Source organism: Cellulosimicrobium sp. XJ-DQ-B-000 (assembly GCF_031119065.1).
Classification (GTDB): domain Bacteria; phylum Actinomycetota; class Actinomycetes; order Actinomycetales; family Cellulomonadaceae; genus Cellulosimicrobium; species Cellulosimicrobium funkei.
On sequence record NZ_JAVHYN010000002.1, the window covers coordinates 386,269 to 412,430 of the forward strand.

Here is a 26,162-nt window from a genome sequence, read left to right on the forward strand (position 1 = left end):
GGGCGCCCGCAGGCGGGGTGGAGTCGTGTCACCGGGCCGGCGGCTTGACGGCGAGCACGGGGCACGCGGCGCCCAGCAGGATCTGCTGGGCGGTGGAGCCGAGCACGAGCTTCCCCACGGGGGTGCGGTGCCGCACCCCCACGACGACGAGGTCGGCGTCGACCTCGGCCGCGACACCGAGCACGACCTCCGCGGGCAGCGCGGAGGACTGCAGGTGCCGCACCTCGTGCTCGACGCCCGCCTCCTCGAGGATCGTGCCGACCTCGACGAGCTGGTCGTGGTCGGCCCAGCGCGGGTCGACGAGCCGGTCGCCGCGCGTCGTGTTGACCACGACGACGCCGGCGCCGAGCAGGACGGCCGCCCGGGCCGCGGCCCGCGTCGCGGCGGTCCCGAGCTCGCCGGGCGCGTAGGCGAGGACGACGGTCATCAGCGCACCTCCTGGTCCTGGGCCTCGACGCGGACGTCCTCCGCGAGCGCCGCGAGCTCGGCGCCGGTGCGGCGCTCGCGCCGGCGCAGCCAGAGGCCCGCGAGGACCACGACGGCGACGAGGGCGTAGGCCGTCGCGGCGAACGGGCTGGTGACGAGCGTCGTCAGGTCGCCCTGGCTGATCGCGAGCGAGCGGCGCAGGCGGTCCTCGGCCATGGGCCCGAGGATCATGCCGACGACCATGGGCGCGACGGGGTAGCCGTAGCGCCGCATGAAGAACCCGATCGCGCCGATGACGAGCAGGATGAGCACGTCGACCGGGGAGAAGTTCAGCGCGTACGAGCCGAGCGCGCCGAACAGCAGGATGCCCGCGTAGAGGTAGTGCCGCGGGATCTGGAGCACCTTCACCCACATGCCCACGAGGGGCAGGTTGAGCACGATGAGCATGAGGTTGCCCACGTAGAGGCTCGCGACGAGCGCCCACACGAGCGCGGACTGGCTCTCGAAGAGCAGCGGGCCCGGCTGGATGCCGTACGACTGGAACGCGACGATGATGATCGCGGCGGTCGCCGTCGTCGGGAGGCCGAGCGTGAGGAGCGGCACGAGGACGCCGGACGCCGCGGCGTTGTTCGCCGCCTCCGGGCCCGCGACACCCTCGATCGCGCCCTTGCCGAACTCGTCCTTGTGCTTCCCGGCGGACCTGCGCTCGGCGGCGTACGACAGGAAGGTCGCGACGTCGGCGCCGCCCGCCGGGATGGTGCCGACGGGGAACCCGATCGCCGTCCCGCGCAGCCACGGCTTCCACGAGCGCCGCCAGTCCTCGCGCTTCATCCAGGAACGCCACCCCTTCTCGACGGGGATGACGTGCACGGGACCGTGCCGCAGGCGCGACCCGACGTACAGCGCCTCGCCCACCGCGAAGAGGCCGACGGCGACGATGACGACGTCGATCCCGTCGGCGAGCGTCGGGACGCCGAACGTGAACCGCTGCTGGCCGGTGAGCGTGTCGGTGCCCATCAGCCCGAGGAACAGGCCGAGCGACAGGGACGCCATGCCGCGCGGCACCGACGACCCGAGGAGCGCGCCGACGGTCACGAACGCGACGACCATGAGCGCGAAGTAGTCGGGCTCGCCGAGCTGCACGGCCCAGCGCGCGACGTACGGCGCGACGAACGTCAGGGCGACGGTCGCGATGGTGCCCGCGACGAACGAGCCGATCGCGGCGGTCGCGAGCGCGGCCGCCCCGCGGCCCATGCGGGCCATCCGGTTGCCCTCGAGCGCCGTGACGATCGACGACGACTCGCCGGGCGTGTTGAGCAGGATCGACGTCGTCGACCCGCCGTACATGCCGCCGTAGTAGATGCCGGCGAACACGATGATGGCGGCCGTCGCGTCGAGCGAGTACGTGAGCGGCAGGAGCAGCGCGATCGTCATCGCGGGGCCGATGCCGGGGAGCACCCCGACCGCGGTCCCGACGAACACGCCGAACAGCGCGTAGAGCAGGTAGACGGGCTGGACGACGGTCGCGAACCCGTCGAGCAGCGCGGTGAGGTTATCCACGGAACCAGGTCACCCCCTCCAGGAGCGGGCCGGGCGGGAGCGACAGCCCGAGCACGCCCCCGAACAGGACCTGGATCACCAGGGCCAGGACGAGGCCGAGCACGGCGGCGCGCCACCACGGGCGGGCGCCGAGGACGATCGCGGCCCCGGCGAACAGGAGCGTCGCGGCGAACGGCCACCCGACGAGGTTGATCGCGTAGACGTGCACGAACAGCACCGCGCCGAGGAGACCGACGGTCAGCCAGTCGGTGCGGGCGTCGGGGTCGACGTCCTCGCTGTCCTCCTCCTGGCCGCCGTGCCCCCGCCAGACGGCGACGAGCAGCACGAGGCCGGTGGCGAGCAGCAGCGCGCCCACGAGGTAGGGGAACGCACGGGGACCGAGCGTGTTCGACGAGCCCGGCACGACGATCGTCCCCGCGTCGAGGAGCACGAACACCCCGAGGGCGGCGGTGACGCCGGCGACGACGAGCTCGCCGGGTCGCCGCCGGGGACCCGCGGCGGGGGTGGCGCCTGCGGGGTCCCCGGCGGCCTGGCCGTCGGCGGGGTCGCCGACGGCCGTCGCCGGCGCTGGCCCGGGGCGGGGCTCGGCGTCGGACGGTCCTGGCTCGGGAGCCACGGCGGACGACCCCGCGGACGGAGCCTCCGACGACCCCGGCTCGCGCGACGCGTCGGGTGGCGCGTCGCGCGAGGCGCGACGCCTGGTCACGGCGCGACCAGGCCGACGTCGGTGAGCGTCATCTTGATGTCGGCGATGTTCTCCGTGAGGAAGCCGTCGAACTCCTCGCCCACGAGGAACGCGTCGTCCCAGCCCTTCTCCTCGAGCGTCGCCTGCCACTCGTCGGACGCGACCATCTCGCTGACGAGCAGCTCGAGGGCGGCGCGGTCCTCGTCGGAGAGGTCGCCCGGCGCGACGACGCCGCGCCAGTTCGTGAGCTCGACGTCGTACCCGGCCTCGGTCATGGTCGGCACGTCGGGCAGCAGGTCCGTGCGCTCGGCGCCCGAGACCGCGAGCGCCCGGACGGTCCCGGCCTTGACCTGCTCCGCGTACTCGCCGACGCCCGAGATCCCGGCGCTGACCTTGTTGCCGAGCAGCGCGGCGAGCGACTCGCCGCCGCCCGAGTAGGCGACGTAGTTGAGGAGCCCGCCCACCTCGGCCGACGGCACGTCGGCCGCCTGGAGGAGCATCCCCGCGAGGATGTGGTCGGCCCCGCCGGCGGAGCCGCCGGTGATGGAGACGGACTTGCCGTTCGCCACGACGTCGTCGACGAGGTCCTCGAGCGTCTGGTACGGCGACGACGCGGGCACGACGACGACGAGGGGCTCCTCGGTGAGGCGCGCGATCGGGGTGGTGTCCTCGATGCGGGCCTGCGACTCGTTGGTCTCGACCGCGCCGACCATGACGAGGCCCATGACGAGCAGCGTGTGGGGGTCGGTGGTGTTGGCGAGCGACGCGAGACCGACCGTGCCGCCGGCGCCGCCGACGTTCGTGACGGTCGCGGTGCGCACGAGCCCGGAACCCTGGAGGTCCTGCTGCATCGCGCGGCCGGTCTGGTCCCAGCCCCCGCCGGGGTCGGCCGGGACGACGATCGCGAGCTCGTCGACCGACGCGGCGGCCCCGCCGGACGCGTCGCCGGAGCCGCCCGTCGTGGGGGCGCCGGGCTCGAGGCCCGAGCACGCGGCGAGACCGAGGACGAGTCCTGCGGCGAGCGTCGCGGTGAGAGCGTGCCGCGGGCTGACGGTGTGCCCGGAGCGCGGGCGGACGACGGATCGCATGTCTCCTCCTTGAGCGGGACCCGCAACGGCGCGGGCCTCACGACCTGATCCGGGGAGCCTAGGAGCGCGGGGCGGCACGGCGAGGGCTGCGGTCGTACTGGACGTTGTGGTCGATCCGGTGGTTGCGGTCGTTGTGGTCACGGCCGAGGCCCGGGTGCGGCGGACCTGGGGCACACTGGTGCGGTGGGTCGAGCAGTGTCGCTCCGGGTGCAGCTCCTCGTGCTGCAGGTCGCCATCGTGCTGCTGGTCGTGGCGTCGGCGGGGGCCGTCGCCTCGACCCTGCAGCACCGCCAGCTCCGCGACGCCTACCTCGACCGCATGACCGCGGTCGCGTTCTCCGTCGCGCGCCTGCCCGCGATCATCGACGCGTTCGACGACGACGACCCCGCCGCGACGATCCAGCCGATCGCGGAGGTCATCCGCGAGGCCTCCGACGTCACGTACGTCGTCGTCACGGACGACGAGGGCGTGCGGTACTCCCACCCGGACCCGACCCGCATCGGCGAGAGGGTCTCGACGGACCCGTCGGTCCCGCTCTCCGGCGAGGTGTGGACGGGCACGCAGACCGGCACGCTGGGCGAGTCGTGGCGCGTCAAGGTCCCGGTGTTCGGGCCCGAGGGCGACGTCGTCGGGACGGCGAGCGTCGGCATCCTCGAGTCCGACCTGGCCGACGACCTCGCCGACGACCTCGGGTGGCTGCTCGCGGCCCTCAGCGTCGCGGCGGCGCTCGGCGTGGTGTGCGCGGCGTTCGTCACGCGTGCCGTGCGCCGCCGCATCTTCCGGCTCGAGCCCGAGGAGATCGGCCGGCTGCTCGAGACGCGCGACGCGATGCTCCACGGCATCTCCGAGGGCGTCGTCGCGCTCGACCGCGACGGCGCGGTCGTGCTCGTCAACGACGAGGCGCAGCGCCTCCTCGGGATCGCGGCGGCCGACGCCGTCGGGCGGCCCGCGCACGACGTCCTCGACCCGCAGCTCCTCGCGCTCGTGCCCGACACCGCGGAGACGGCCGACGACGCCGACGCGCCCGCCGCCGGGCCCGAGGAGGGCGGCGCGCTCGTCCTCGCGGGCGAGCGCGTGCTGCTCGCGCGCGCCGACCGGGCCCGCGTCGACGGGCGCGCCGTCGGGACCGTGCTGCTCCTGCGCGACCACACCGAGCTGCACGCGCTCCTGCGCGACCTGGACGGCGCGCGCGGCCTCACCGACGCGCTGCGCGCGCAGTCCCACGAGTTCGCCAACAAGCTCCACGTCGTCTCGGGCCTGCTGGAGCTCGGGCAGGCCGACGAGGCCGTCGCGTTCATCGAGCGCGCCGGGCACGGCGGGCTGCTCACCGCGTCGGGCGTCGCGCCCGGCGTCCACTCCCCCGAGGTCGCGGCGCTGCTCCTGGTCAAGGCCACGACGACGCGCGAGCGCGGCTCGCGCCTCGAGGTGTCGCCGTCCGCGCACCTCGCCGCGCCCGCGGGGCCCGACGACGCCGCCCTGCACGGCGACGCCCTCACCGTGCTCGGCAACCTCGTCGACAACGCGGTCGACGCCGTCGGGCCCGGGGGCCGCGTCCGCGTGCTCGTGACCGACCGCGCGCCCGACGGCACGGGCCCGACGCCGGGCGACCGGGTGGTCGTCGTCGTCGAGGACGACGGGCCCGGCATCCCCGCGGGCTCGCGCGCCGACGTCTTCGCCGCCGGGTACACCACGAAGGCGGGCCCGCCCGGGCGCGGGATCGGCCTCGCCCTCGTACGGCGCGTCGCCGCGCGCCGCGGCGGGACGGTGGAGGTGACCACCTCCGTGCTCGGCGGGGCGCGCGTCGCCGTGGCCCTCCCCGCGCAGCCCGTCGACGCGGCCGCGGGCGCCCGGGCCCGGACGCCGGAGACGGCGTCGTGACCCCCGCCGGCCGCTCCCCCGCCCCCACCGGCGCGCCCACGGCGCCGCCGGGCGACCGGCTGCGCGTCCTCGTCGTCGAGGACGACCCGACGATCGCGCGCCTGCACCGCGGCTTCGTCGAGTCGCACCCGCGCTTCGTCGTCGTGGGCGAGGCGCGCACGGCGGCCGAGGCGCTGCGCGCGTTCGCCGTGCTCGACCCGGACGTCGTGCTGCTCGACATCTACCTGCCGGACGCGACCGGGCTGCACGTGCTGCGCCAGATCCGGCGCCGGCCGTCCCCGCCCGTCGACGTCGTCGCGACGACCGCCGCGCGCGAGCTGGAGAGCGTCCGCCAGGCCATGGCGGGCGGCGTGCAGCACTACCTCGTCAAGCCGTTCACGGCCGCGGCGCTGCGCGGCCGGCTCGACGAGGTCGCCCGTCTGCGCGACTCGCTGCGCACCGCGGGCGACGAGCTCGACCAGGACGCCGTCGACCGCCTCGTGCGGCGCGGGACGCCGGAGGCCGCGGCGCTGCCGAAGGGGCTGTCCGAGCGCAGCCTGCGGCTCGTCGTCGAGGCGCTCGCGGCGGCGTGCGCCGACGCGGGCGACGCGTCGGCGGGCGAGGTCGCCGCGCGGACCGGGATGTCGCGCGTGAGCGCGCGCCGCTACCTCGAGCACCTCGTCGCGACGGGGCGCGCCGACGTCGCGCCCCGGTACGGCGCGGCCGGGCGACCGGAGAACGGCTACCGGCCCGCCTGACCGTCGGGGCCGCTGCGGGTCGCTGCGGGTCGCGCCCGCGACGCCGTACGGTGGGGCCCGTGCGCCTCGCGACCTGGAACATCAACTCCGTCCGTGCCCGCGTCGACCGCGCGGTCGCGTTCCTCGAGCGGACGGGGACCGACGTCCTCGCGCTCCAGGAGACCAAGTGCACGGACGCGCAGTTCCCCGTCGCGCCGTTCGAGGCGGCCGGGTACGAGGTCGCGCACGTCGGCGTGAACCAGTGGAACGGCGTCGCCGTCGTCTCGCGCGTGGGCCTCGACGACGTCGAGACGTCGTTCCCCGGGCAGCCCGCGTTCGGCGACAAGGTCGAGGCGCGCGCGCTCGGCGCGACGTGCGGGGGCGTGCGCGTGTGGAGCCTCTACGTGCCGCACGGGCGCGAGGTCGGCGACCCGCACTACGCCTACAAGCTGCGCTGGCTCGACGAGCTGCGCGCGCAGGCCGCGGGCTGGCTCGCCGCCGACCCGGCGGCGCAGGTCGCGCTCGTCGGGGACTGGAACGTCGCGCCGCTCGACACCGACGTGTGGGACGTCGCGTACTTCGCCGGGAAGACGCACGTCACCCCCGCCGAGCGGGACGCCTTCGCCGCGTTCGGCGCCGCCGGGTACACCGAGGTCACGCGCGAGGCGATCCCCGCCGAGCGCACCTACACCTACTGGGACTACCAGCGGCTGCGGTTCCCGCGGAACGAGGGCATGCGCATCGACTTCGCGTACCTGTCGCCCGCCGCCCGCGCGCGCGTCACGGGCGTGACGATCGACCGCGACGAGCGCAAGGGCAAGGGCGCGTCGGACCACGTGCCGGTCGTCGTCGACCTGGCGGGCTGACCTCCGGGGCGTCCGCCGTCGGGCTCGGGCCGCGGGTCGGCGCCGCGGGTCCGGGCCGGGCAGGGCGCGTCCCCTCGCTACGGTGTGTCCATGACGACGCCACCCGTCCCTCCGTACGGGTCCCCCGACGAGCCCGCCGACCCGTACGCCCCGCGGCGTCCGCACCAGCCGCCGCTCACGCCGTACCACCCGCCCACCGAGGACGCCCCCGCCGCGCCGGACGACGGCGGGTTCGTCGCGCCGTCGGGCGCCGGGGGCGGGTACGGGAGCACGCCGGGCGGCGGGAGCGGGTACGGGAGCACGTCGGGCGCCGGCGCCCCGTACGGCGCGCCGGCCGCGCCCGCCGGGTCCCCCTACGGCCCCGGCTCCCCCTACGCCCCCGGGGCGACGCCGTCGTACGGCGGGACGCCCGGGTACGCGGCGCCGCCCGGACCCGCGGCGTACCCGGCACCGGGCTACGGGGGCTACCCGCCGCCGTACGGCGCGCCCTACGCGCCCCCGCCGCGGACCAACGGGCTCGCGCTCGCGTCCATGATCGTGTCGATCGCGAGCCTCGTGCTCTGCGCGGGCTTCCCCGGCCTCGTCGGCCTCGTGCTGGGCATCGTGGCGCTCAACCAGGTCATGCGCGACGGCACGCGCGGGCGCGGTTTCGCGGTGACCGGGATCGTCGTCGGCGCGGTCGGCACGGCGTTCGCGATGCTCGTGGTCCTCGCCGGCACGCTCGGGGACTCGGCACCGTGAGCGACGACGACCTCTTCGCCCCGCCCGGCGACGCCGCGTCCGGGCCCTCGGGACGCCCGCCCGTCCCGCCCCCCTCGGGAGCGCCCGGGGCCGCGGAGCCTCGCGCCGCGGAAGCCGGCGCGCCCCGGCCCGGCCCGACGCCGCACGGCCCCTCCGGTGCGGCGGCACCCGTGCCGCCGCCCGGGCCCGGGGACCGGCCCGGCTTCGCCCCCGAGACGTACTACGCGCCCGGGTGGCAGCCCGCAACGCCCGGCGTCGAGCCGCTCGCCGTCGCGAGCGTGCCCGCGGGCGTGGTGCTCGGGCCGGTCGGGGTCGGCCTCGGCGCCGCGGCCCTGTCGCGCGTCCGCTCCCGCGGCACCCGCGGACGCGGCCTGGCCGTGACCGGGATGGTGCTCGGCGCCGTCGCGACGCTCGGATGGGTGGTGGGCGGGATCGCCTGGTGGCAGGGCGAGCAGGCGCGCACGCCGCTCGCGGGCGACGTGGACGCACCCCGCACGGTGAGCGCGGTGCAGCTCGTGCTGGGGACGTGCCTCGACGAGCTCCCGCCCGACGGCGAGGTGTCGCGCGTGCGCGCCGTCCCGTGCGCCGACGAGCACCGTGCGCAGGTCGTCGGGCGCACCGACATGGGCGCGGACGAGGTCTGGCCCGGCCAGGACGCCGTGGACCGCCGCGTGGCGCGCGTGTGCACGCCCGAGACCCTCGGTCCGGATGCCCCGGAGGACGTGCGGCTCGTGGTGTGGGCACCGACCGAGGCGTCCTGGCGCGGCGGCGACCGCACGGGGCTGTGCCTGGCGAGCAGCGAGGCCCCGCTCCCGGCGGACCTGATCGGCTGACGTCCCGGGCGGACCGCGCCGTCAGCGTTCGGCGTCGGACAGCACGAGGCGCAGGTACGCGCGCAGGTCCGCGGCCATGTCGACGCGCTCGGGCCGCGGGCGGTCGAGGGACAGCAGCCACTGGACCTGCAGACCGTCCATGAGCGCGACGAGCTGGCGGGCCGCGACCTCCGGCTCGACGCCGTCGCGCAGGCCGCACGACCGGGCGCGCCGGGACAGCTGCTCGCCGATGCGCGCGACGGTGGACTCGTAGCGCTCGACGAAGTACGCGTGCGCCGGGTGGTCGGGCGACGTCGCCTCGGCCGCGAGCGCCGTGAACAGCTCGACGATGGGCCTGCGCAGGGCGTTGCGCTCGACGAGCCGCACGAGCGCGTCGAAGAAGTCGGTCCCGCGCGCGAGGTCCTCCTCGAGGTCGGCGCGGTCGACGGTCTCCCGGTGGTCGAGCACCGCCTCGAGGAGCGCCGCCTTCGTCGGGAAGTGGTGGAGCAGCCCGGGGTGGGACATGCCGACGCGGGACGCGAGCTCGCGCAGCGACGCGGCGTGGAAGCCGACCTCGCCGAAGAGCACGACGGCCGCCTGGAGGATCTCCTCACGCTTGGCGCGTCCCTTCGCGTACCCGCGGGCGGGGTCGGGCGCCGCGGCGCGGCGGGAGCCCGTGGGGTCCTGCCCGGCGCCGATGGCCGCGCTCGTCATGGCACTGCTCCGTCCGTCGTCCGACGAGGGCACACCCTACCGACCGCGGTGCGGCCCGGCGGGGTGCCCGCGCCCGGGCGGAGGAGGTTCAGGGTGCGGGGGCGAGCGTCGGGGCGGGCTCGTCGGCGCTCGACGACGGCCCGGGCACCGCGACCGACGGCCGGTCGGCGGAGGGCGTCGGCGCGGGCTCGGCCGGGGGCGTCGGGCCAGGTCCGGTGGGGTCCTCGACGTCGGGCGGCGCGGCCCGCAGGGCTTCGGCGGTCGCCGCGGTGACGGTGCCGTCGGGCGTGAGGCCGTGCGCCTTCTGGAACGACCGCAGCGCGGTGCGCGTGGCGTCGTCCATCGTCCCCGTGACGGCGACGTCGGCACCGTGCACGCGGAGCCGCTCCTGGACCCACGAGACGGACGCCGTGCCGGGGTCGGTCGTCGGGGAGGGCGTGGGGGTGGGCGCGGTCGGTCCCGGGGTCGGCTCGGACGCGGTGGGAGCGGGCGCGGGCTCGGTGGTGGGCGAGGGCGCGCCGGGCGCGGCCTGCTCTCCCGGGCCGCTCGCGGACGGGCGCGGGGACGGGGCCCGGCGCGCGTCGTCGGACGTGCCGTCCGCCGCGTCGGGCGGAGGGATGCGGGTCACCTCGGGGCGGGGGGTGTCGGGGCGCGGCGTGACCGCGGGGACCGCGTCCTCGCCGTTCGCGCCGCCCTCGGCGGAGACCCCGCCGACGACGACCGCCTCGCCACCGCCCGTCGCGGCACCGACCATGCCCGCGACGGCGACGACGAGCGTCACCGCCCCGGCACCGGCGGCAACCGTGACCCACGGCGTGGCGGTGCGGCGCGCGGGCCGCTGGAGGGGGGCGGTGCGGTCCCGCTCGGCGGGTCCGGACCGGTCGTGGCGTCGGCGCACGTCGCCTCCTTCCGGGGCTGTCGAGGGGGCGGACGGCGCGACACGCTGCCCACCAGGGCGATCGGGTGGACGTCCACCCTGCCCCATCCCGGCTCGTGTGTCACGCCCGACGCCCTCACCTGCGGCGATACCCGCCACGGCTCCCCCGGTCCAGCGGTGCGGCGCCACGCCTCCGACGGAGGTCGCAACGCAGGTTCCGCCCTGCGCCGCAAGACCCGGCGGGGGCCCGCGCGACAGCCTGGTGGGGCACCGCACGGGAGGCCCGTGCGGGACGCACGAGGGAGGGACCGGCATGACCACCATCCACGTCTCCGGGCTGCGCAAGGCGTACGGGGCGTTCGACGCCGTGCACGACGTGACGTTCACCGCCGCGCCGGGCCGCGTCGTCGGGCTGCTCGGCCCGAACGGCGCCGGCAAGACGACCACGCTCCACGTCCTGCTCGGGCTCGCGGCCCCGACCGCGGGCACCGCGACGTTCGACGGCCGCGTGTTCGCGGACCTGACGCACCCGGCCCGCACCGTCGGCGCGCTGCTCGACGCGGGCGGCCTGCACCCGGGACGCACGGGCCGCGACCACCTGCGCGTGCTCGCGTCCGCCGGCCGGATCCCGGCGCGTCGCGTCGACGAGGTGCTCGCGCTCGTCGGCATGACCCCCGCCGCGGACCGCCGTGTCCGGACGTACTCGCTGGGGATGCGGCAGCGCGTCGGGATCGCGGCCGCGCTGCTCGGCGACCCGGAGGTCCTCGTCCTCGACGAGCCCGCGAACGGTCTCGACCCCGCCGGGATGCGCTGGCTGCGCGACCTCGTCCGCGCGTTCGCCGACGACGGCGGCACCGTGCTCCTCGCGAGCCACGTGCTGTCCGAGGTGCGGCAGGTCGCGGACGACCTCGTCGTCGTCGGGCAGGGGCGCGTCGTCGCGGAGGGGCCGCTCGACGAGCTGCTGCACGGGGAGTCCCTCGAGGACTTCTACCTCGACCTGACCGCCACGACCGAAGGGGTGCGCTGATGTACCGCGCCGAGATGCTCAAGCTCCGCACGACCCGCGCGACGTGGGTCGTCGCGGCCGTCGCCGTCGCCGGGATGCTCGTCGTCCAGGCCTTCACCCTGCTGCTCCCCACGATCCTGCGCAGCGCCGACGCGGCCGGCGGCGGCACGACCGTCGGGCTCCAGGCCCCGCCCGAGATGGTGGCCGAGCTCGCGCCGGACCTCGGCGCGCTCGCCGACGTCTCGCAGCCCGCGTTCCAGCGCTCGATGCTCGACCTCCTCGGCACCGGCCTCGGCGGCTCCGGCTCCGTCGGCGTCGCGACCGTGTGCATGCTCCTGCTCGGCGTGCTCGCCGTGACGACCGACTTCCGCACGGGCGGCATCGTGCCCACGGCGCTCGTCCAGCCGTCGCGGCTGCGCATCCTCGGCGCGAAGGCGGGCGCGACCGCGACCGTCGCGCTCGGCGTGGGCGTCGTCCTCGCCCTCCTGGGCGCCCTGGGCCTGCTCGTCGCGATCGTCACGACGCCGGGCGCGGGCCTCGCGCTCGGCCCCGGCGACGTCCTCGGCGTCTGGGCCCGCGGGCTCGCGGTGCTCGTCCTGCTCGCGTGGCTCGGGCTCGGCATCGGCACCCTCGTGCGCGGCCAGGTCGCGGGCGTCGTCACGGTCGCCGCGCTCGCGCTCGCCGAGCCGATCGTCCGCGGCGCGGTGACGCTCCTGTCCGGCGGCGACTCGGCCGCGGCCGAGTGGCTCCCGCTCGGGCTGGGCGCGCTCGCGTCGACCGGCGGGTCCGCCGCGACGCTCCTCGGCGGCGCGGCCCCGCTCGGCGCGCTCGCCGCCCTCACCGGGCTCGCGGCCTGGGCCGCGGTCCTGCTCGGCGGGGGCGCCGTGAGCCTGCGCCGGCGCGACCTCGTCTGACCACAGCCCGTCCCGCTCCCGACGCGACGACCCGGTCGTCCACAGGCCGGGAGCCGCACGGCGCCGTCGGCCCGCCCGCCCCGTAGGGTGGGCGGGCCCGACGGCGCACCCCGTCCCCGCACCCGTCGCCCGTTGGAGGAGGACCGTGACCGAGACCCTGCGCCGCGCGCTCGACCGGGTCGGCGTCCGCACCGACACCGGCCGCGACGCCGTGCTGGCCGGTGTGGTCGCCCTCGCGACCGTCGTGCTGTTCCTCGGCATCGAGCGCGTCCTCGCGACGGAGGTCGGGGCCACGTTCGGCGCGCCGGGGGAGAGCCTGATCAGTCCGGGCGTGCGCGCGACCGTGCTCGCGCTCGTCGTCGGCCAGGCCGCGGCGCTCGTGCTCCGCCGTCGGGCGCCGCTGGTCTGCCTCACGCTGACCGTCGTCGCGCAGGTGGCGATCACCGCCCTCCTGCCGCCGTACGTCGGGTTCCAGGCCCCGGCGACGCTCGTCGCCGCCTACTCCGCCGGGGCCTACGCGCCCCGCCGCGCGCGCCTCGGGGCGCCGGCGCTCGCGGCGCTCGCGCAGGTCCTGCTCATCTTCGCGCTCGGCGGGTTCGGTGTCCCCGCCGGGGCCGGGCCCGCGCAGCACGCGCTCCAGGTGGGGGGCGCGCTGCTCTCGGCAGTCCTCACGTTCGTGGGCGCGGCGCTCGTCGGCTCGTACGTCGCGACGCGGCGCGAGCTCGTCGCCGAGCTGCGCGACCGCGTGGTGCGCGCCGAGCGCGAGCGCGAGGCGCTCGCCGCGCAGGCGGTGCTCGAGGAGCGTGCCCGCATGGCGCGCGAGCTGCACGACGTCGCGGCCCACCACCTCTCGGGCATCGTCGTGCAGGCGTCCGCGGCGGAACGGCTCGTCGACGCCGACCCGGAGCGCGCCAAGGAGTCGGTGCGCTGGATCCGGTCGCAGGGCCGCGAGACCCTCGACGACCTGCGCCTCGTGGTCGGCATCCTGCGCGGGCGCGACGACGAGGGCGACGAGCGCGAGGCCCCGCAGCCGACGCTCGCCGACCTCCCCGCGCTCCTCGAGACGGCGCGCGCGGCGGGCACGACGGTCACCGTCGAGACCGAGGGCGAGCCCTGGGAGCCCGCGCCCACCGCGCAGATCGCCGTCTACCGCGTGCTGCAGGAGGCGCTCGCCAACGCGCGGCGGCACGCACCCGGGCGACCGGTCGCGGTGCGGCTCGCGTGGAGCCCGGCGGCCGTCGTCGTCACCGTGCGCAACCCCGCCGGTCGCGTCGCTCCCCCGCAGGACGCGCGACCGGGCCACGGCCTCGTCGGGATGCGCGAGCGCGCGGCCGTGCTCGGCGGCACGCTCGACGCGCGGCGCACGCCCGACGGCGCGTGGCTCGTCCGGCTGACCGTCCCCCACGCGCCCGCGCGCGACCCCCGCACCCCCGCCCAGGAGGCCTCGTGACACGCGTCGTGCTGGTGGACGACCAGGCCGTCGTCCGCGCCGGTTTCACCGTCATCCTCGAGAGCGAGGGCCTGGAGGTCGTCGGCGAGGCGTCGAACGGCGCGGACGCCGTGCGGGTCGCGCGCCGCGAGCGCCCCGACGTCGTGTGCATGGACGTGCGCATGCCCGGCGGCGACGGCATCACGGCCACGCGCGCGCTCGCCGGGCCCGACGTCGCGGACCCGGTGCCGGTGCTCGTGGTGAGCACGTTCGACCTCGACGACTACGTGTTCGGGGCGCTGGAGGCCGGGGCGAGCGGGTTCCTGCTCAAGGACGCGGAGCCGGAGGTGCTGGTGGACGCCGTCCGCCGCGTCGCGTCGGGCGACGGCCTCGTGGACCAGTCGCTCACCCGCCGCGTGCTGGGCGAGTTCGCGCGGCGTCGTGCCCCGGTGTCGCGGGACGACGACGCGGCCGCGCTCCTCACGCCGCGCGAGCTCGACATCGTGGCGCTGCTGTGCCGGGGGTCGTCGAACGCGGAGATCGCGACGGCGCTGTTCCTCGAACCGAGCACCGTGAAGTCGCACCTGAGCCGGGCCATGACGAAGACGGGCGCGCGCGACCGCGTGCAGCTCGTCGTGTGGGCGTTCCGGCACGGGATCGTCGACCCGGCCGCCTGACCTCAGCCCACCGGCCGCGGGACCGCGAACCGGGCGTGCACCGGCGCGGCGACGTGCACGAGCGGCGGGTCCGCGGGGGGCAGCCCGAGGCGGTCGAGCAGGTCGGTGTCGAGGACGTCGAGGGTTCCGCGTCGCAGGGTCCACGGCTCGTGCACGACGGGGAACCGCCACAGCCGCCCGGCCCGCGCGCCGTACGCGGACCACCGTGCCGTGAGCCACCGCACGAGGCCCGACGACGCGTCCACCTCCTCGTGCGCGCGCACCTCGGCGTGCAGGGAGAGTTCGCGCAGCCCCGGGTGCTCGTGCGGCACGCGCAGGGGCCCGCGGCCGTCGGACCGGAACCGGTAGCGCACCGCGGACGGCGCCCCGGCCCGGTCGCCGCGCGCGTGCACCGCCGCGCGGGCCGGGTGGTACGGGACGCCGGCCGCGCGCGTCGCGGCGACGAACGCGCGCGACGTCGCCCACAGGCCGAGGAACCACACGCCCTCGGCGCCCGCACGGTCGCGCACGTACACGCGGACGTTGAGCTCGGGGAACGCCGACCACGCGCCCAGCGGCGGCAGCGGCGGGACCCGGACGCCCGCCATGCGGAACGGGACCACCCCGAGCCACGTCGTCCCACCCGCCTGCTGCACGGTGAGGTCGGGCGGGAGCCAGCCCTGCACGACGGCCGGGTCGACAGGCCAGTGCAGGAACGTCAGGGCCTCCCAGCGCTGGGCGTTCACCACCACCCGCGGTGTCGGGTGCGGCGACGCGCCGGGCGGCGTGCCCCGCCCCGCACCGGGCGCGCTCGGGTGGTCGCTCACCGCGTGCCCGCCGCGTCGGCCGCGTCGGCCGCGAGGCGGAGGTCGTCGACGAGCGCGGCGAACGCCGCCTCGCGCTCGGCGCGGTCACGTACGCGCAGCAGCGCGGACGGGTGGGTGGTGAGGACGACGCGCGGCGCGTCCGTCGGCCGGGGCAGGTGGGCGCCGTCGGACGGCTCGGTGGGCCCACCGCCGCTGGGCGCGCCCGGGGAGAACGGCGACGCCGGCTCCGCGTCGCCGAGGTCGAGGACCCGTCCCCGCTCGGCGGTCACGCGCACGGGCCGCCCCAGGACGGCGCGCCCCGCGGTCGCGCCCATCGCGACGACGACGCGCGGCCCCACGGCGGCGACCTCGGCGGTGAGCCACGGCAGGCACGCACGGACGTGGGCGACGTCCGGGCTCTTGTGCAGGCGGCGCCCGCCCCGCTGCTCGAACCGGAAGTGCTTGACCGCGTTCGTCAGGTACACGTCGTCGGCCGCGAGCCCGGCCGCGTCGAGGGCGTCGTCGAGGAGGCGCCCGGCCGGGCCCACGAACGGCTCGCCCTCGCGGTCCTCGTGGTCGCCGGGCTGCTCGCCGACGAGGGCGAGCCGCGCGTCGTGCGGACCGCGCGAGAACACGACCTGCGTCGCGTCCGCCCAGAGCTCGCACCCGTGGCAGTCGTGCGCCGCCCGGTCGAGCGCCTCGACGTCGTGCACGGCGCGGCCGCGGGGCAGCCACTCCTGCGCGCCGGGACGCTCGGGCGGTCGTGGGCTCATGGCCCTACGGTGCTCCCGCGCGCTCGCCCTCGCACGAGGTCGGCGCACCGGTCAGAACAGGCTCAGCGGTTGCCGGGAGCGCCGCGCGTGAGGTCCTCGGACTCCTCGGGGTGGTAGACGCACACGTGCAGGGCGTCCGGCCGCACGCTGACGTCGAGGCGCTCGTCCGGATCGATGACGTCGCCGTCGAGCTGGCGGGGCTGCGGCCGGTCGGACACGACGGACACCTCACGCCCCCGCACGACCTCGCGGCTCGGCACCCGGCTCTTGCCGCGCACCACGCCCCACAGGAGCTGGACCCAGTGCTTGAGGTTCCGGGGCGCGAAGATCGCGACCTCGAGCTGGCCGTTGTCGGGTTCCGCGTCCGGGAGGAGGTTCGTCCCGGCCTGGAGCCGCCCGACGTTCCCGATGACCACGGTGCGTGCCCGGCGCCGACGCGTCCGCCCGTCGACGGTGACCTCGACGTGCATCTCGTCGTCGGCGAGGTGCTTGAGAGCGGAGAAGACGTACGCGATCGAGCCCGCGCGGGCCTTGAGCGCCGTCGGCGCGTCCTGCATCATCGCGGCGTCGAGGCCCATGCCCGCCATGATCGCGAACGTCTGCCCGTCGGCCACCCCGACGTCGATCGTGCGCCGGCCGCCCCGCAGCACGAGCCGGATCCCCTCCTCGGCGTCCGACGGGACCCCGAGGTTGGCGGCGAGCAGGTTCCCCGTGCCGCCCGGCAGGATCGCCAGCGCGGCGTCGGTGCCCGCGAGCCCCTCGACGACGGCGCGGACCGTGCCGTCCCCGCCGCTCACGAAGACCACCTCGGCGCCGTCCTCGACGGCCTGGCGCGCCTGGCCCGTCCCCGGGTCCTCGGCCGTCGTCTCGAGCCACGCGGGCTCGGGCCACCCGGCGTCCGTGAGGCGCGCGACGATGAGCTCGCGCAGCGCGTCGAGCCCCTCGACGCGGTTCGGGTTGACGATGACCGCGGAGCGGCGCGGGACGTCGTCGGGCCGCCGCTGCGCGGAGGTGGTCGCGGAAGAGGTCGTCTCGTCGGTCGGCACGGACCGAGTATGTCCTGGCGGCGCGCTGTCCGCCCGGGCTCCGGCCGAGACTGCTCGTTGACGAACGGGAGCCGGGTGGTGGGACGGGCTGCGGCCTATCGCTCCTTGAAATAGCGGAAGAGGTGCTTCTCTCGCGTGGTGAGGACGGCGGTCTGGGCGCCGAGGAAGGTGCCGACCGCGCCGGCGGCCAGGGACCGCGCGCCCGTGGCCCAGGTCTCGATGCCGAGGTCAGGGTTCTCCCAGGCGGCGACCCACCACAGTGCGGTGGCGGCGACGGTGGTGGCGGCGAGTGTCCACGCGAGCGTCTCGAGCAGGGCCTGCCAAGCGAGTGCAGGTCGCGGGACGCGGGCGTGCAGGGCGGCGGCGAGCTCGAGGCGACGGGAGCGGATCGCGGTGTAGCCCAAGGCGATCCCGACGGCGAGCGCGGCGACCGGGGCATGCCGGGTCAGGCGCTCGGCGAGCAGGGCCGGCGCATCATAGCTGGTGCCGAGGCGAGCGTTGAGCTGGCTCTGGGTGGGCCTGGTCTCACCGGACGGGTCGGGCACGAGAGCGGTGCGTAGGTAGGCGGCCGTGGTCGCATCGGCGGGCCAGATCTCGGCCCAGCACGCGTCGAAGGACCCGGTGGCCGGTACCGGGGCGAGCAAGGTGTAGCCGAGCGTGCGGACCCGGCCGTCGTCGGGGTAGGGGTAAACGCCCGCGACGACGGCCGTCCCCGTACTGGTCGCGATCTGGTCGCCAGCGCGGATGCCGAGCGCCTCTGCGAGATCGCTCGCCAGCCACACGCCGGAGGCGGTCGTGGCCGACGGGTCGAGAACGCGCGCCAGGCCGGGAGTGATCTCGTAGGTGGAGAGTTCTGACCCCGGGAGGTTCAGAGCACGAACCGGCTCGCCCGCACGCAGTGCACCGGCGGCGCGCACCCCGGCGATCTGGGTCAGCGCCTCGCACCGCACCGCGTCCACGTGTTCGGGCGACTCGAGCACCTGCACGCTCGCACCGGCGTCGCGGAAGTCCTGCGCGCCGCGGACGACGTCGACCACCGCACGCACATCCACCGCGGCGAGCACGCCGACGGCGAGCAGCAGCACGACGGCGTACGGCGCCGCACGTGTGGTGCCGGTCAGGACGTTGCGCCACGCTTCGGACATCGTCGACCCGGCCCGCATCGACCGACGACGGCGCGGCGGGGTCTGGTCGGGTATCCCAGCGGGCGTGGAGGCAGGCACGTTCGTGGGCGGAGCCGTCGCTGCGGGCGGGGTGGTGGTCATCCCGCCCCTCCGTCCCGCTGCGCCGCGAGGCGGGACGTTTCCTCCTGGTGGTCCGCGAGATCGACGATGCGCGTGCACGCGTCGCGCGTGTTCGGGTCGTGCGTCGCGACGACGACGATCGAGGACTGCTGCGCGATCCCCTCGAGGACATCGTTCACGGTCCCGGCGGTCGCGAGATCGAGCTGCGCGGTCGGTTCGTCCACGAGCAGCAGGTCCGGAGCGATCGCGACCGCACGCGCGAGCATGAGCCGCTGCGCCTCTCCGCCCGACAGCGCGCGGAAGGGCCGGCCCGCGACCGGCGCGAGCGCGAACCGGTCCAGGACCTCCTGCGCCTGGGTCTCCGCGTCGCGGCGTCGGGCCCCTCGGGCCAGCAACGGCAGCACCACGTGGTCCAGGGCCGCCCGCCCTGCCACCCCGTGCGGATTCTGGAACACCCAGCCCGTGTGATCGACCCCGACCCGCTCGATCGTGCCCGCCCGAGGCGTCACCCAGCCTGCGAGCAGGCTGAGCAGCGTGGACTTGCCCGAGCCCGACGGGCCGACCAGCCCCACGACCTCACCTGGTCGCAGCACCATGTCCAAGCCCGTGAACAGGGTGCGCGTCCCGTCGAACGCGTGAGACAAACCGGACGTGCGCACGTACTTGTCTTTCGGCGCTCCTGCGTCTGGGCTCCCTCGGCCCGCTCTGCGCGGCCTCATGCGCACGATGACTGCCCCTGTTGCGGCGTGAGGTCGACGACGGACGGCGCAGCGCCGTCGAACGTCACCAACGTCTGCCCCAAGGACGACGACACCACCGTCACCGGCCGGGGGCTACCGTCTCCCACGACACACCCCGAACTGCCCGAAAGCGCGAACAACGCGCCCGGGGGCACCACCGCCACGTCCAGCGGCTCGGCCAGCACGTACTCCAGCGTCACCGGCTCCGAGCCCTCCGAGCGCTGCCACGCCTCGAGCTCCGGGCCTCGTTGCACCTCCTCCAGGAACGTCGGGTCCGTCACCACGCCGCCCTCGCCCACCGGCGCGGTCAGCTCTCCGTACCGCACCACCCGCGCACCCGGGGCGCCGTCCCTGACCGAGTCAGCGAGCTGCAACGACGACAGCCCGCCTGCAACGGTCATGAACGGCTCGTCGCCCGCGACCGTGCCCAACGGCGCCCCGCACTCCGCCACCGCCACCGACGGCGCCGGCAACCACAGCACGGACGCCGCCGGAAGGTCATCCGACGGCTCTGCAGCCCCCGCTTCCTCGAACAGACGCGCCACCGCCGTCTTCGTCGCGTTCCCGTACTCCCCGTCCGCACGAACAGGGAACCCGATCCGCGCGAGCTCGGCCTGGAGCGCACGCACGTCGTCACCCTCCGCGCCCGGGGCGAGGTCACGCCACAGCGGGATCGACGTCGCCAGCGCCAGAACCGGCCGGTCGTCGATCGTCACGGGGCTCGATCCGGACTCGATCACCCCACCCGGCACGCACGACGACGCCGTCACCCGACCCGAGCCCGCCAACGACAGCGGCGTATCCTGCGCGACCTGCGGCGTCACCTTCACCCGCCGCATGTCGTCGAATGCCTGCGACGAGACCGGCGCCGTAGCCACCGCCTCCGGCGACCGTACGCTCTGCGGCACACGATCCGGCGCCAGAACCACACCTGCGGCCACGCCACCCGCAAGAAGCGTCACCACGCCCAGCATGATCGTGGCCACCGTGACCCCGGGCCCGTCACTCTTGCTCACCGTCATCACCCCTGCATTTCTTCGAACCCAGGCACTCCGAGAGGTTCCTGCCTGGATCAGTCCTTCGCGAGATCGACGACCAGCGAGCGGTCGCGGTCCATCACCACGACGACGGGACCACGCGAGCCGACCGAGCGATCGGCAAGGTCCACGACCTTCCCGAGAGCTTCATCGGGCGTCGGCTCGACAATGCACTCCGGTTCCGAGTCGGCGTCGAAGACGTACGTCCATCCGCGCTCCGGCTCGCCCCCGCACGATCCGACAAACTCGTAGACGACGAACACGGGCCTCCCCAGGGCCTGCCCCCACTCGCGGGAGAAACCGATCGGGACATCATTGAGCGACTCGTCGATCGCCCGATCTCGGACCACCCCGTCAGACGCAAAACCCTCGGGCAGCACGACTGTCCGAACATCTGCTGCGTCCGCGAGCTCACGGCTCTCCTCGAGAGTCAGCGGAGGGACGGTCGGACGGGCCGTGCACGCCCCCGCGAACGCGACGGCACAGGCGACGAGCAGCGATACCGTGGCACGGCCGGCGTCGCTTCTCACGAGTCCGGATTCCTCATGCATCGCACTTCCCATGCATCCGGCTCGAGCCCGTCGAAAGCCCTCTCACCGATCTCGCGGACGACGTCGTCGGCGGAATAGTCGGCCCCTCGCGCACCGTGCCGGACCATGCACTCTGCGACGGCGGTGTTCACGTCCTCGTCCTGAGGATTCCCGAGGACAGCCGCGTAGAGAGGCTCGATGAGCGCTGTCGTCCCGGTCTCGCACTCTGCGAGGATCGAGTCCGCGCCTCGGGACTCCGCTTCGTCCTCGAACGGTCCGAGCCGATACCGGTCACCGAGAGCTTCCACCGGGACGCCACGGTCTTCCAAGCACGCGACGAGTCGGCTCCGAGCCTCGACCATCTCCGCGTCCGAGATGGTTCCGTCGCGCAGCACGCCCCGTTCGAAATCGGACGTCGATGCCTCGTATGCAGCATCGAACTCTGCTGCGTACGGGCCCTCCTGCCCGGCGTTCTGGGAACAGCCGGACAGGAGAGCAACCGCAGCGACGACGGTCGACAACCATCGTCCCGGCACCGTCATACGATCACGGCACCTTCCACCCGCTGGTTTGATTGCGGTCCCACACCTGACCGTAGTTCGCGACTCTCCAGGGCGACGGGTAACGACTCGTCTCGGACCATGTGTGCCAGTAGGCGATGTCCTGGAACACCCCACCGTTGGTGGTGCGATAGTCGAACCGCGCACGCGTCAGTCCACAGTTTCCACGAAAGGTCTCGGTGTATGTCGCCCAGTCGTAGATCTGGAAGTGGCAGCCGTTGATCCCGGGTGTCGCCGCAGCTGTGACAGGCACTGCCACGACCGCACCGATCACGAGGGCTGACGCCGCAATGGCTGAGACCAATCTTCGCTTCATCGCGATTTCCCCTGTCTTGCCGCCCCCCCCTGGGCGGCTGGCACGAGGATTGCACACCAGTGCGCGCGCCACAAGACCTAAATCTGAGGTGCTAACAAAGAGCCGCCGGGGACGCGGACGGGCAGCGTTACCTGGGACGGCGCGACTCCCGGGGGTCGCCTCTGGCGAGCCATGGACGTGACGCATCGTGACCGTGATGACGGACCGGGTGCGCAAAGGTCCGCGTGAACGCGCGAATCGAGGATCAGGATGCCTCCCGGCGCCGGTCCGGGGGGCTACGGACGTCGTCCCGGGCACCCGGCCGCACCCTCTCCTCAAGGCTCGAGAGCGCGGCCCTAGCCGCAGGGCGGGCAGGGCACGACCCCGCCCCAGGCCACGTGCCAGCCGTTCGACGACGGCACGTGGCGCGGGGGGCAGCCGAGCGGGATATCAGGCTGTGAGGATCTCCGTGCCGAGGGCGAGACCGTCGCCCTCGGGGTCGCGGTCGACCCGCACGACGTCGCCGTCGGCGACGTCGCCCGAGAGCAGCATCCGCGCGAGGCGGTCGCCGATCTCGCGCTGCACGAGGCGGCGCAGCGGGCGCGCCCCGTACGCCGGGTCGAAGCCCTCGAGCGCGAGCCACTCGCGGGCGGCCGTCGTCACGTCGAGCGTGATGCGCCGGTCCGCGAGGCGCCGGCCGAGCGCGGCGACCTGGATGTCGACGATCCGGCCGAGCTCCTCGATCGTCAGCGGCTCGAACACGATGACGTCGTCGAGCCGGTTGAGGAACTCGGGCTTGAAGGACGCCCGCACCGTGCTCATGACGGCCTCGCGCTTCTCCGCGTCGTCGAGCATCGGGTCGACGAGGAACTGCGAGCCGAGGTTCGACGTCAGCACGAGGATGACGTTGCGGAAGTCGACCGTGCGGCCCTGGCCGTCGGTGAGACGGCCGTCGTCGAGCACCTGCAGCAGGATGTCGAAGACCTCGGGGTGCGCCTTCTCGACCTCGTCGAGCAGCACGACCGAGTACGGCCGACGCCGGACGGCCTCGGTGAGCTGGCCGCCCTCCTCGTAGCCGACGTACCCGGGGGGCGCGCCGACGAGCCGGGCGACCGAGTGCTTCTCGGAGTACTCGGACATGTCGATGCGCACCATGGCGCGCTCGTCGTCGAAGAGGAAGTCGGCGAGCGACTTCGCGAGCTCCGTCTTGCCGACGCCCGTGGGGCCGAGGAAGAGGAACGAGCCCGTGGGGCGGTCCGGGTCGGCGACGCCCGCGCGCGAGCGGCGGACGGCGTCGGACACGGAGCGGACGGCGGCCTGCTGGCCGATGAGGCGCTCCCCGATGGCCTCCTCCATGTGCAGGAGCTTCTCGCTCTCGCCCTGGAGCATGCGGCCGGCGGGGATGCCCGTCCACGCGGACACCACCTCCGCGATCTCGTCGGCGCCGACCTTGTCCGCGATCATCGGCGCGGCCTCGGGGCCGGACGCGGCGAACGCGTCGTCGGCCTGCTCGGCCGCCTCGGCCTCGTCGAGCTCGCGCTGCACCTGCGGGATCTCGCCGTACTGCAGCCGGCCCGCGGTCTCGAGGTCGCCCTCGCGGATCGCGCGCTCGACCTGGACGCGCAGCTCGTCGAGCTTCGCGCGCAGGTCGCCGACGCGGTTGTGACCCGCCTTCTCGGCCTCCCACCGCGCGGTGAGCGCGGCGAGCTCCTCGCGACGGTCCGCGAGGTCGGCGCGCAGCTTCTCGAGCCGTTCGAGCGACGCGGGGTCGGTCGACTCGGACAGCACGACCTCCTCCATCTCGAGGCGCGTGACGGCGCGCTGCAGCTCGTCGATCTCGATCGGCGACGAGTCGAGCTCCATGCGCAGGCGCGACGCAGCCTCGTCGACGAGGTCGATCGCCTTGTCCGGGAGCTGGCGCCCGGTGATGTACCGGTCGGAGAGCGACGCCGCCGCGACGAGCGCGGAGTCGGCGATCGTCACCTTGTGGTGCGCCTCGTACCGCTCCTTGAGCCCGCGCAGGATCGCGACGGTGTCCTCCACCGAGGGCTCGCCGACGAACACCTGCTGGAACCGGCGCTCGAGCGCCGGGTCCTTCTCGATGTACTCGCGGTATTCGTCGAGCGTGGTCGCGCCGACGAGGCGCAGCTCGCCGCGCGCGAGCATCGGCTTGAGCATGTTGCCCGCGTCCATGGCGCCCTCGCCGCCCGCGCCCGCCCCGACGACCGTGTGCAGCTCGTCGATGAACGTGACGACCTCGCCGTCGGAGGACTTGATCTCCTCCAGGACGGCCTTGAGGCGCTCCTCGAACTCGCCGCGGTACTTCGCGCCCGCGACCATGCTCGCGAGGTCGAGCGACACGAGGCGCTTCCCCTGGAGCGAGGTCGGAACGTCGCCCGCGACGATGCGCTGGGCGAGACCCTCGACGACGGCGGTCTTGCCGACGCCCGGCTCGCCGATGAGCACCGGGTTGTTCTTGGTGCGGCGGCTGAGCACCTGCACGACGCGCCGGATCTCGGAGTCGCGACCGATGACGGGGTCGAGCTTGCCCTCGGCGGCGCGCGCCGTGAGGTCGGTCCCGTACTGCTCCAGCGCCTTGTAGGTACCCTCCGGGTTGGGGCTCGTCACGCGCGCGCTCCCGCGGACGGCGGGCAGCGCGGAGCGCAGGGCCTCGGCGGTCGCGCCGGCCTGCTGGAGGATCGTCGCGGCCTGGGACGACCCGGCCGCGATGCCGAGGAGCAGGTGCTCCGTCGAGACGTACTCGTCGCCGAGCGCCTGGGCCTCCTTCGCGGCGGCGTCGAGGGCCGCGGACGTGGCGCGCGACGGCGTCGGCTGCGCGACGGCCGAGCCGCTCGCGGTGGGCAGCGCGACGAGCGCCGCGCGCACCTTCTGCCCGACGGCCTGCTTGTCCGCGCCGACGGCGTCCAGGAGCCCGACGGCGACACCGCCCTCCTGCGTGAGCAGCGCGGCCAGGAGGTGGGTCGGCTCGAGCTGCGGGTTGCCGGCGGCCGACGCGGTCTGGATCGCCTCGCCGATCGCCTGCTGCGACATCGTGGTGAACTTCGTTTCCATAGGTGCTCCGATGTGATGCCTCGAAAATCTGGTCTGACCAGTGGAACGACTCCTAAGTTGAGTGTATTCCGCTCAACTTCGTTCGGCACTCCCGGACGACCGCTCGCCGTCCTCGCACGCCCTCGGAGCGGATGAAGTCCGGCCGCATTCCGTCTCAAATCGGCATCGACCCTCGCCCCGGGCGACGATCCGAGACATGCTGGGCGGGTGAACTCCTCACCCTTGCGCAGACGACTCGGCCTCGGCGCCCTCTTCGCCACCCTCGCACTGTTCCTCGCGGGGTGCATGAGGATGGACATGGCCATCACCCTCAACGAGGACGACACGTTCGACGGCAGCGTCGTCATGGCGTTCTCGGACGAGGTCGCCGAGTCGATGGGCTCGGACCCCCAGGAGCTCTGGGACCAGATGGGCTCCGAGATGGAGTCCGAGATGCCGGAAGGCGCGACGCAGGAGCCGTACGCGCAGGACGGCTACACCGGCACCAAGATCACCTACGCCGACCAGCCGATCGCGCAGCTCGACACCGGCGCCGCCGACTCGATCTCCGTCACCCGCGAGGGCGACGAGTACGTCGTGAGCGGCTCGATGGACATGACGGGTGAGGAGTTCAACCCGGACACGGGCGACGCGGCGACCGACGAGATGTCGCGGCAGATGATGGAGGGCCTCGACATCAAGATCGCCATCACGTTCCCCGGCGAGGTGGCGGAGTCCAACGGCGAGGTCGACGGCAACACCGTGACGTGGACCCCGGTGGTCGGCGAGGTCAACGAGATGACGGCGCGCGGCTCGGCCGTGCCCGGCGGCTCCGCGGGCTCGGGCACGGACGAGGGCACGGACGAGGGCACCGACGACGGCGCGACCGCACCCGACGCCGAGAGCTCCGACGGGTCCGGCTCGTCGGCGTGGATCTGGTTCCTGGTCGGCGGCCTCGTGCTGCTCGGCATCATCGGCCTCGTGCTGTGGCTCGTGCTCCGCTCGAAGCCCGGCACGCAGGACGGCCAGGGCACCGGCTTCCCGCAGGGCGGGTACCCCGGCCAGCCCGGACAGCAGGGCGTCTACGGCGCGCCGGGCCAGTACCCGGGCCAGCCCGGCCAGCAGGGTCAGTACCCCGGCCAGCAGCCGTACCCGGGCCAGCAGGGCCAGTACCCCGGGCAGGGCCAGCGGGGCCAGTACCCCGGCCAGTACGGCCAGCCCGGCGCGCACCCCGGCCAGCAGGGCCAGTACCCCGGTCAGCCCGGCCAGCAGGGTCAGTACCCGGGTCAGCAGGGCCAGTACCCCGGCCAGCAGGGCCAGTACCCGGGCCAGCCCGGTCAGCCGCAGGGCTACGGGACGCCGTCCGGCCCGGGCCAGCAGGGTGGCCCGTACGGCGGCCAGCCGCCGGCGCCGCAGCAGCAGGGCGGCTACCCGGGCGCCGCGCCGTTCGCGCCCCCCGGCGCGCCGCACCCGCAGTCGTCCCCGACGACGCCGCTGCCGGCCCAGCCGCCCGTCCCGCCGGGAGCGACCCAGCCGCTCCCGCCGCACCAGCCGCCGGCACCGACCCAGCCGCTCCCGCCGCAGCCGGGCCCCGCGGGCCAGGACGGCCCGGGCGCGCAGGCCGGTCCCGACGACGAGATCGACGACGCGACGCGCCTGCGCCCGCCGACCGACTGAGCGGTCCGCACCCCGCACGACACGACGGCCCGCCC

General features: G+C 75.2%; 26 protein-coding genes. 10 read left to right on the forward strand and 16 right to left on the reverse strand.

Annotated features, from left to right (window positions below; all coding sequences use genetic code 11):
- Positions 1–28: 28 nt before the first annotated feature.
- Genes RDI86_RS05625 through RDI86_RS05640 form a run of 4 tightly spaced genes read right to left on the reverse strand, consistent with a single transcriptional unit; the run spans position 29 to position 3,759 of the window.
- Positions 29–427: a universal stress protein gene (locus RDI86_RS05625; RefSeq protein ID WP_061267146.1), complete on the reverse strand. Its 399-nt coding sequence runs from the start codon at positions 425–427 to the stop codon at positions 29–31.
- A complete protein-coding gene (locus RDI86_RS05630) occupies positions 427–1,986 on the reverse strand; it encodes a tripartite tricarboxylate transporter permease (RefSeq protein WP_043653871.1) in 1,560 nt (519 codons plus the stop codon). The genes RDI86_RS05625 and RDI86_RS05630 overlap by 1 nt, the downstream gene beginning before the upstream one ends.
- The gene (locus RDI86_RS05635) at positions 1,979–2,692 is read right to left on the reverse strand and encodes a tripartite tricarboxylate transporter TctB family protein (protein ID WP_308820908.1); all 714 of its coding nucleotides are present in this window, start codon (positions 2,690–2,692) and stop codon (positions 1,979–1,981) included. The genes RDI86_RS05630 and RDI86_RS05635 overlap by 8 nt, the downstream gene beginning before the upstream one ends.
- The gene (locus RDI86_RS05640) at positions 2,689–3,759 is read right to left on the reverse strand and encodes a tripartite tricarboxylate transporter substrate binding protein (RefSeq protein WP_076403647.1); all 1,071 of its coding nucleotides are present in this window, start codon (positions 3,757–3,759) and stop codon (positions 2,689–2,691) included. Before RDI86_RS05640 ends, RDI86_RS05635 begins: the two co-directional genes overlap by 4 nt.
- Positions 3,760–3,942: 183 nt before the next feature.
- Here RDI86_RS05640 and RDI86_RS05645 point away from each other — a divergent pair, with 183 nt between their 5' ends.
- The 5 genes from RDI86_RS05645 to RDI86_RS05665 all read left to right on the forward strand — a co-directional run bounded on the left by RDI86_RS05645 (position 3,943) and on the right by RDI86_RS05665 (position 8,793).
- Positions 3,943–5,637 (forward strand): sensor histidine kinase, encoded by a 1,695-nt coding sequence (locus RDI86_RS05645; protein WP_241005689.1) that lies wholly within the window; start codon positions 3,943–3,945, stop codon positions 5,635–5,637.
- Positions 5,634–6,374: a response regulator gene (locus tag RDI86_RS05650; RefSeq protein WP_228485202.1), complete on the forward strand. Its 741-nt coding sequence runs from the start codon at positions 5,634–5,636 to the stop codon at positions 6,372–6,374. The genes RDI86_RS05645 and RDI86_RS05650 overlap by 4 nt, the downstream gene beginning before the upstream one ends.
- Positions 6,375–6,433: 59 nt before the next feature.
- Positions 6,434–7,219 carry an exodeoxyribonuclease III gene (locus tag RDI86_RS05655; protein WP_061267149.1) on the forward strand — a complete coding sequence of 262 codons (786 nt, stop codon included), beginning with the start codon at positions 6,434–6,436 and terminating at the stop codon, positions 7,217–7,219.
- A 90-nt stretch (positions 7,220–7,309) separates the two neighbouring features.
- On the forward strand, positions 7,310–7,960 hold the full coding sequence (locus RDI86_RS05660) for a DUF4190 domain-containing protein (RefSeq protein ID WP_308820909.1): 651 nt from the start codon (positions 7,310–7,312) through the stop codon (positions 7,958–7,960).
- On the forward strand, positions 7,957–8,793 hold the full coding sequence (locus RDI86_RS05665; RefSeq protein ID WP_308820910.1) for a DUF4190 domain-containing protein: 837 nt from the start codon (positions 7,957–7,959) through the stop codon (positions 8,791–8,793). Before RDI86_RS05660 ends, RDI86_RS05665 begins: the two co-directional genes overlap by 4 nt.
- A gap of 21 nt (positions 8,794–8,814) precedes the next feature.
- Here RDI86_RS05665 and RDI86_RS05670 read toward each other — a convergent pair whose 3' ends face one another.
- Positions 8,815–9,486, reverse strand: a complete 672-nt coding sequence (locus RDI86_RS05670) for a TetR/AcrR family transcriptional regulator (protein WP_308820911.1) — start codon at positions 9,484–9,486, stop codon at positions 8,815–8,817.
- A gap of 88 nt (positions 9,487–9,574) precedes the next feature.
- The gene (locus RDI86_RS05675) at positions 9,575–10,384 is read right to left on the reverse strand and encodes a peptidoglycan-binding protein (RefSeq protein WP_308820912.1); all 810 of its coding nucleotides are present in this window, start codon (positions 10,382–10,384) and stop codon (positions 9,575–9,577) included.
- Between the two features lie 292 nt (positions 10,385–10,676).
- Between RDI86_RS05675 and RDI86_RS05680 the strand changes: the two genes are divergently transcribed.
- From RDI86_RS05680 to RDI86_RS05695, 4 genes are all read left to right on the forward strand, one after another.
- Complete coding sequence (locus tag RDI86_RS05680) at positions 10,677–11,390, forward strand: ATP-binding cassette domain-containing protein (RefSeq protein ID WP_308820913.1); 714 nt, start codon at positions 10,677–10,679, stop codon at positions 11,388–11,390.
- Positions 11,390–12,283, forward strand: a complete 894-nt coding sequence (locus RDI86_RS05685; RefSeq protein WP_168944766.1) for a hypothetical protein — start codon at positions 11,390–11,392, stop codon at positions 12,281–12,283. The genes RDI86_RS05680 and RDI86_RS05685 overlap by 1 nt, the downstream gene beginning before the upstream one ends.
- 145 nt (positions 12,284–12,428) lie before the next feature.
- Positions 12,429–13,733: a sensor histidine kinase gene (locus RDI86_RS05690; RefSeq protein ID WP_308820914.1), complete on the forward strand. Its 1,305-nt coding sequence runs from the start codon at positions 12,429–12,431 to the stop codon at positions 13,731–13,733.
- Positions 13,730–14,389 (forward strand): response regulator transcription factor, encoded by a 660-nt coding sequence (locus tag RDI86_RS05695; protein WP_108050948.1) that lies wholly within the window; start codon positions 13,730–13,732, stop codon positions 14,387–14,389. The genes RDI86_RS05690 and RDI86_RS05695 overlap by 4 nt, the downstream gene beginning before the upstream one ends.
- Positions 14,390–14,391: 2 nt before the next feature.
- Here RDI86_RS05695 and RDI86_RS05700 read toward each other — a convergent pair whose 3' ends face one another.
- From RDI86_RS05700 to clpB, 10 genes are all read right to left on the reverse strand, one after another.
- Complete coding sequence (locus tag RDI86_RS05700) at positions 14,392–15,117, reverse strand: DUF2071 domain-containing protein (protein WP_308820915.1); 726 nt, start codon at positions 15,115–15,117, stop codon at positions 14,392–14,394.
- A 74-nt stretch (positions 15,118–15,191) separates the two neighbouring features.
- Entirely contained in the window at positions 15,192–15,947 is a 756-nt protein-coding gene (locus RDI86_RS05705) for a UdgX family uracil-DNA binding protein (RefSeq protein WP_168944763.1), read from the reverse strand.
- A 62-nt stretch (positions 15,948–16,009) separates the two neighbouring features.
- Positions 16,010–16,993 (reverse strand): diacylglycerol kinase family protein, encoded by a 984-nt coding sequence (locus RDI86_RS05710; protein ID WP_083711277.1) that lies wholly within the window; start codon positions 16,991–16,993, stop codon positions 16,010–16,012.
- A 95-nt stretch (positions 16,994–17,088) separates the two neighbouring features.
- Positions 17,089–18,258 carry a hypothetical protein gene (locus RDI86_RS05715; protein ID WP_143311007.1) on the reverse strand — a complete coding sequence of 390 codons (1,170 nt, stop codon included), beginning with the start codon at positions 18,256–18,258 and terminating at the stop codon, positions 17,089–17,091.
- Positions 18,255–18,896 (reverse strand): ATP-binding cassette domain-containing protein, encoded by a 642-nt coding sequence (locus tag RDI86_RS05720; RefSeq protein WP_308820917.1) that lies wholly within the window; start codon positions 18,894–18,896, stop codon positions 18,255–18,257. Before RDI86_RS05720 ends, RDI86_RS05715 begins: the two co-directional genes overlap by 4 nt.
- Positions 18,897–18,952: 56 nt before the next feature.
- On the reverse strand, positions 18,953–19,999 hold the full coding sequence (locus RDI86_RS05725) for a peptidoglycan-binding domain-containing protein (RefSeq protein WP_308820918.1): 1,047 nt from the start codon (positions 19,997–19,999) through the stop codon (positions 18,953–18,955).
- Positions 20,000–20,049: 50 nt separating this feature from the next.
- On the reverse strand, positions 20,050–20,544 hold the full coding sequence (locus RDI86_RS05730) for a hypothetical protein (protein ID WP_308820919.1): 495 nt from the start codon (positions 20,542–20,544) through the stop codon (positions 20,050–20,052).
- Positions 20,541–21,065: a hypothetical protein gene (locus tag RDI86_RS05735; protein ID WP_143311009.1), complete on the reverse strand. Its 525-nt coding sequence runs from the start codon at positions 21,063–21,065 to the stop codon at positions 20,541–20,543. Before RDI86_RS05735 ends, RDI86_RS05730 begins: the two co-directional genes overlap by 4 nt.
- A gap of 25 nt (positions 21,066–21,090) precedes the next feature.
- Positions 21,091–21,420, reverse strand: a complete 330-nt coding sequence (locus RDI86_RS05740; RefSeq protein ID WP_308820920.1) for a hypothetical protein — start codon at positions 21,418–21,420, stop codon at positions 21,091–21,093.
- A 429-nt stretch (positions 21,421–21,849) separates the two neighbouring features.
- A complete protein-coding gene (gene clpB, locus RDI86_RS05745) occupies positions 21,850–24,471 on the reverse strand; it encodes an ATP-dependent chaperone ClpB (protein ID WP_076403673.1) in 2,622 nt (873 codons plus the stop codon).
- 207 nt (positions 24,472–24,678) lie between these two features.
- Here clpB and RDI86_RS05750 point away from each other — a divergent pair, with 207 nt between their 5' ends.
- On the forward strand, positions 24,679–26,127 hold the full coding sequence (locus RDI86_RS05750) for an LppM family (lipo)protein (protein ID WP_308820921.1): 1,449 nt from the start codon (positions 24,679–24,681) through the stop codon (positions 26,125–26,127).
- Positions 26,128–26,162: the final 35 nt, after the last annotated feature.

What these genes read in the sequence shown, in the direction of transcription:
- RDI86_RS05625 (WP_061267146.1), bottom strand. Translation starts at nt 427, where the DNA reads ATGACCGTCGTCCTCGCCTACGCGCCCGGCGAGCTCGGGACCGCCGCG.
- RDI86_RS05640 (WP_076403647.1), bottom strand. Translation starts at nt 3,759, where the DNA reads ATGCGATCCGTCGTCCGCCCGCGCTCCGGGCACACCGTCAGCCCGCGG.
- RDI86_RS05660 (WP_308820909.1), top strand. Translation starts at nt 7,310, where the DNA reads ATGACGACGCCACCCGTCCCTCCGTACGGGTCCCCCGACGAGCCCGCC.
- RDI86_RS05670 (WP_308820911.1), bottom strand. Translation starts at nt 9,486, where the DNA reads ATGACGAGCGCGGCCATCGGCGCCGGGCAGGACCCCACGGGCTCCCGC.
- RDI86_RS05680 (WP_308820913.1), top strand. Translation starts at nt 10,677, where the DNA reads ATGACCACCATCCACGTCTCCGGGCTGCGCAAGGCGTACGGGGCGTTC.
- RDI86_RS05685 (WP_168944766.1), top strand. Translation starts at nt 11,390, where the DNA reads ATGTACCGCGCCGAGATGCTCAAGCTCCGCACGACCCGCGCGACGTGG.
- RDI86_RS05705 (WP_168944763.1), bottom strand. Translation starts at nt 15,947, where the DNA reads ATGAGCCCACGACCGCCCGAGCGTCCCGGCGCGCAGGAGTGGCTGCCC.
- RDI86_RS05715 (WP_143311007.1), bottom strand. Translation starts at nt 18,258, where the DNA reads ATGACCACCACCCCGCCCGCAGCGACGGCTCCGCCCACGAACGTGCCT.
- RDI86_RS05725 (WP_308820918.1), bottom strand. Translation starts at nt 19,999, where the DNA reads ATGACGGTGAGCAAGAGTGACGGGCCCGGGGTCACGGTGGCCACGATC.
- RDI86_RS05740 (WP_308820920.1), bottom strand. Translation starts at nt 21,420, where the DNA reads ATGAAGCGAAGATTGGTCTCAGCCATTGCGGCGTCAGCCCTCGTGATC.
- clpB (WP_076403673.1), bottom strand. Translation starts at nt 24,471, where the DNA reads ATGGAAACGAAGTTCACCACGATGTCGCAGCAGGCGATCGGCGAGGCG.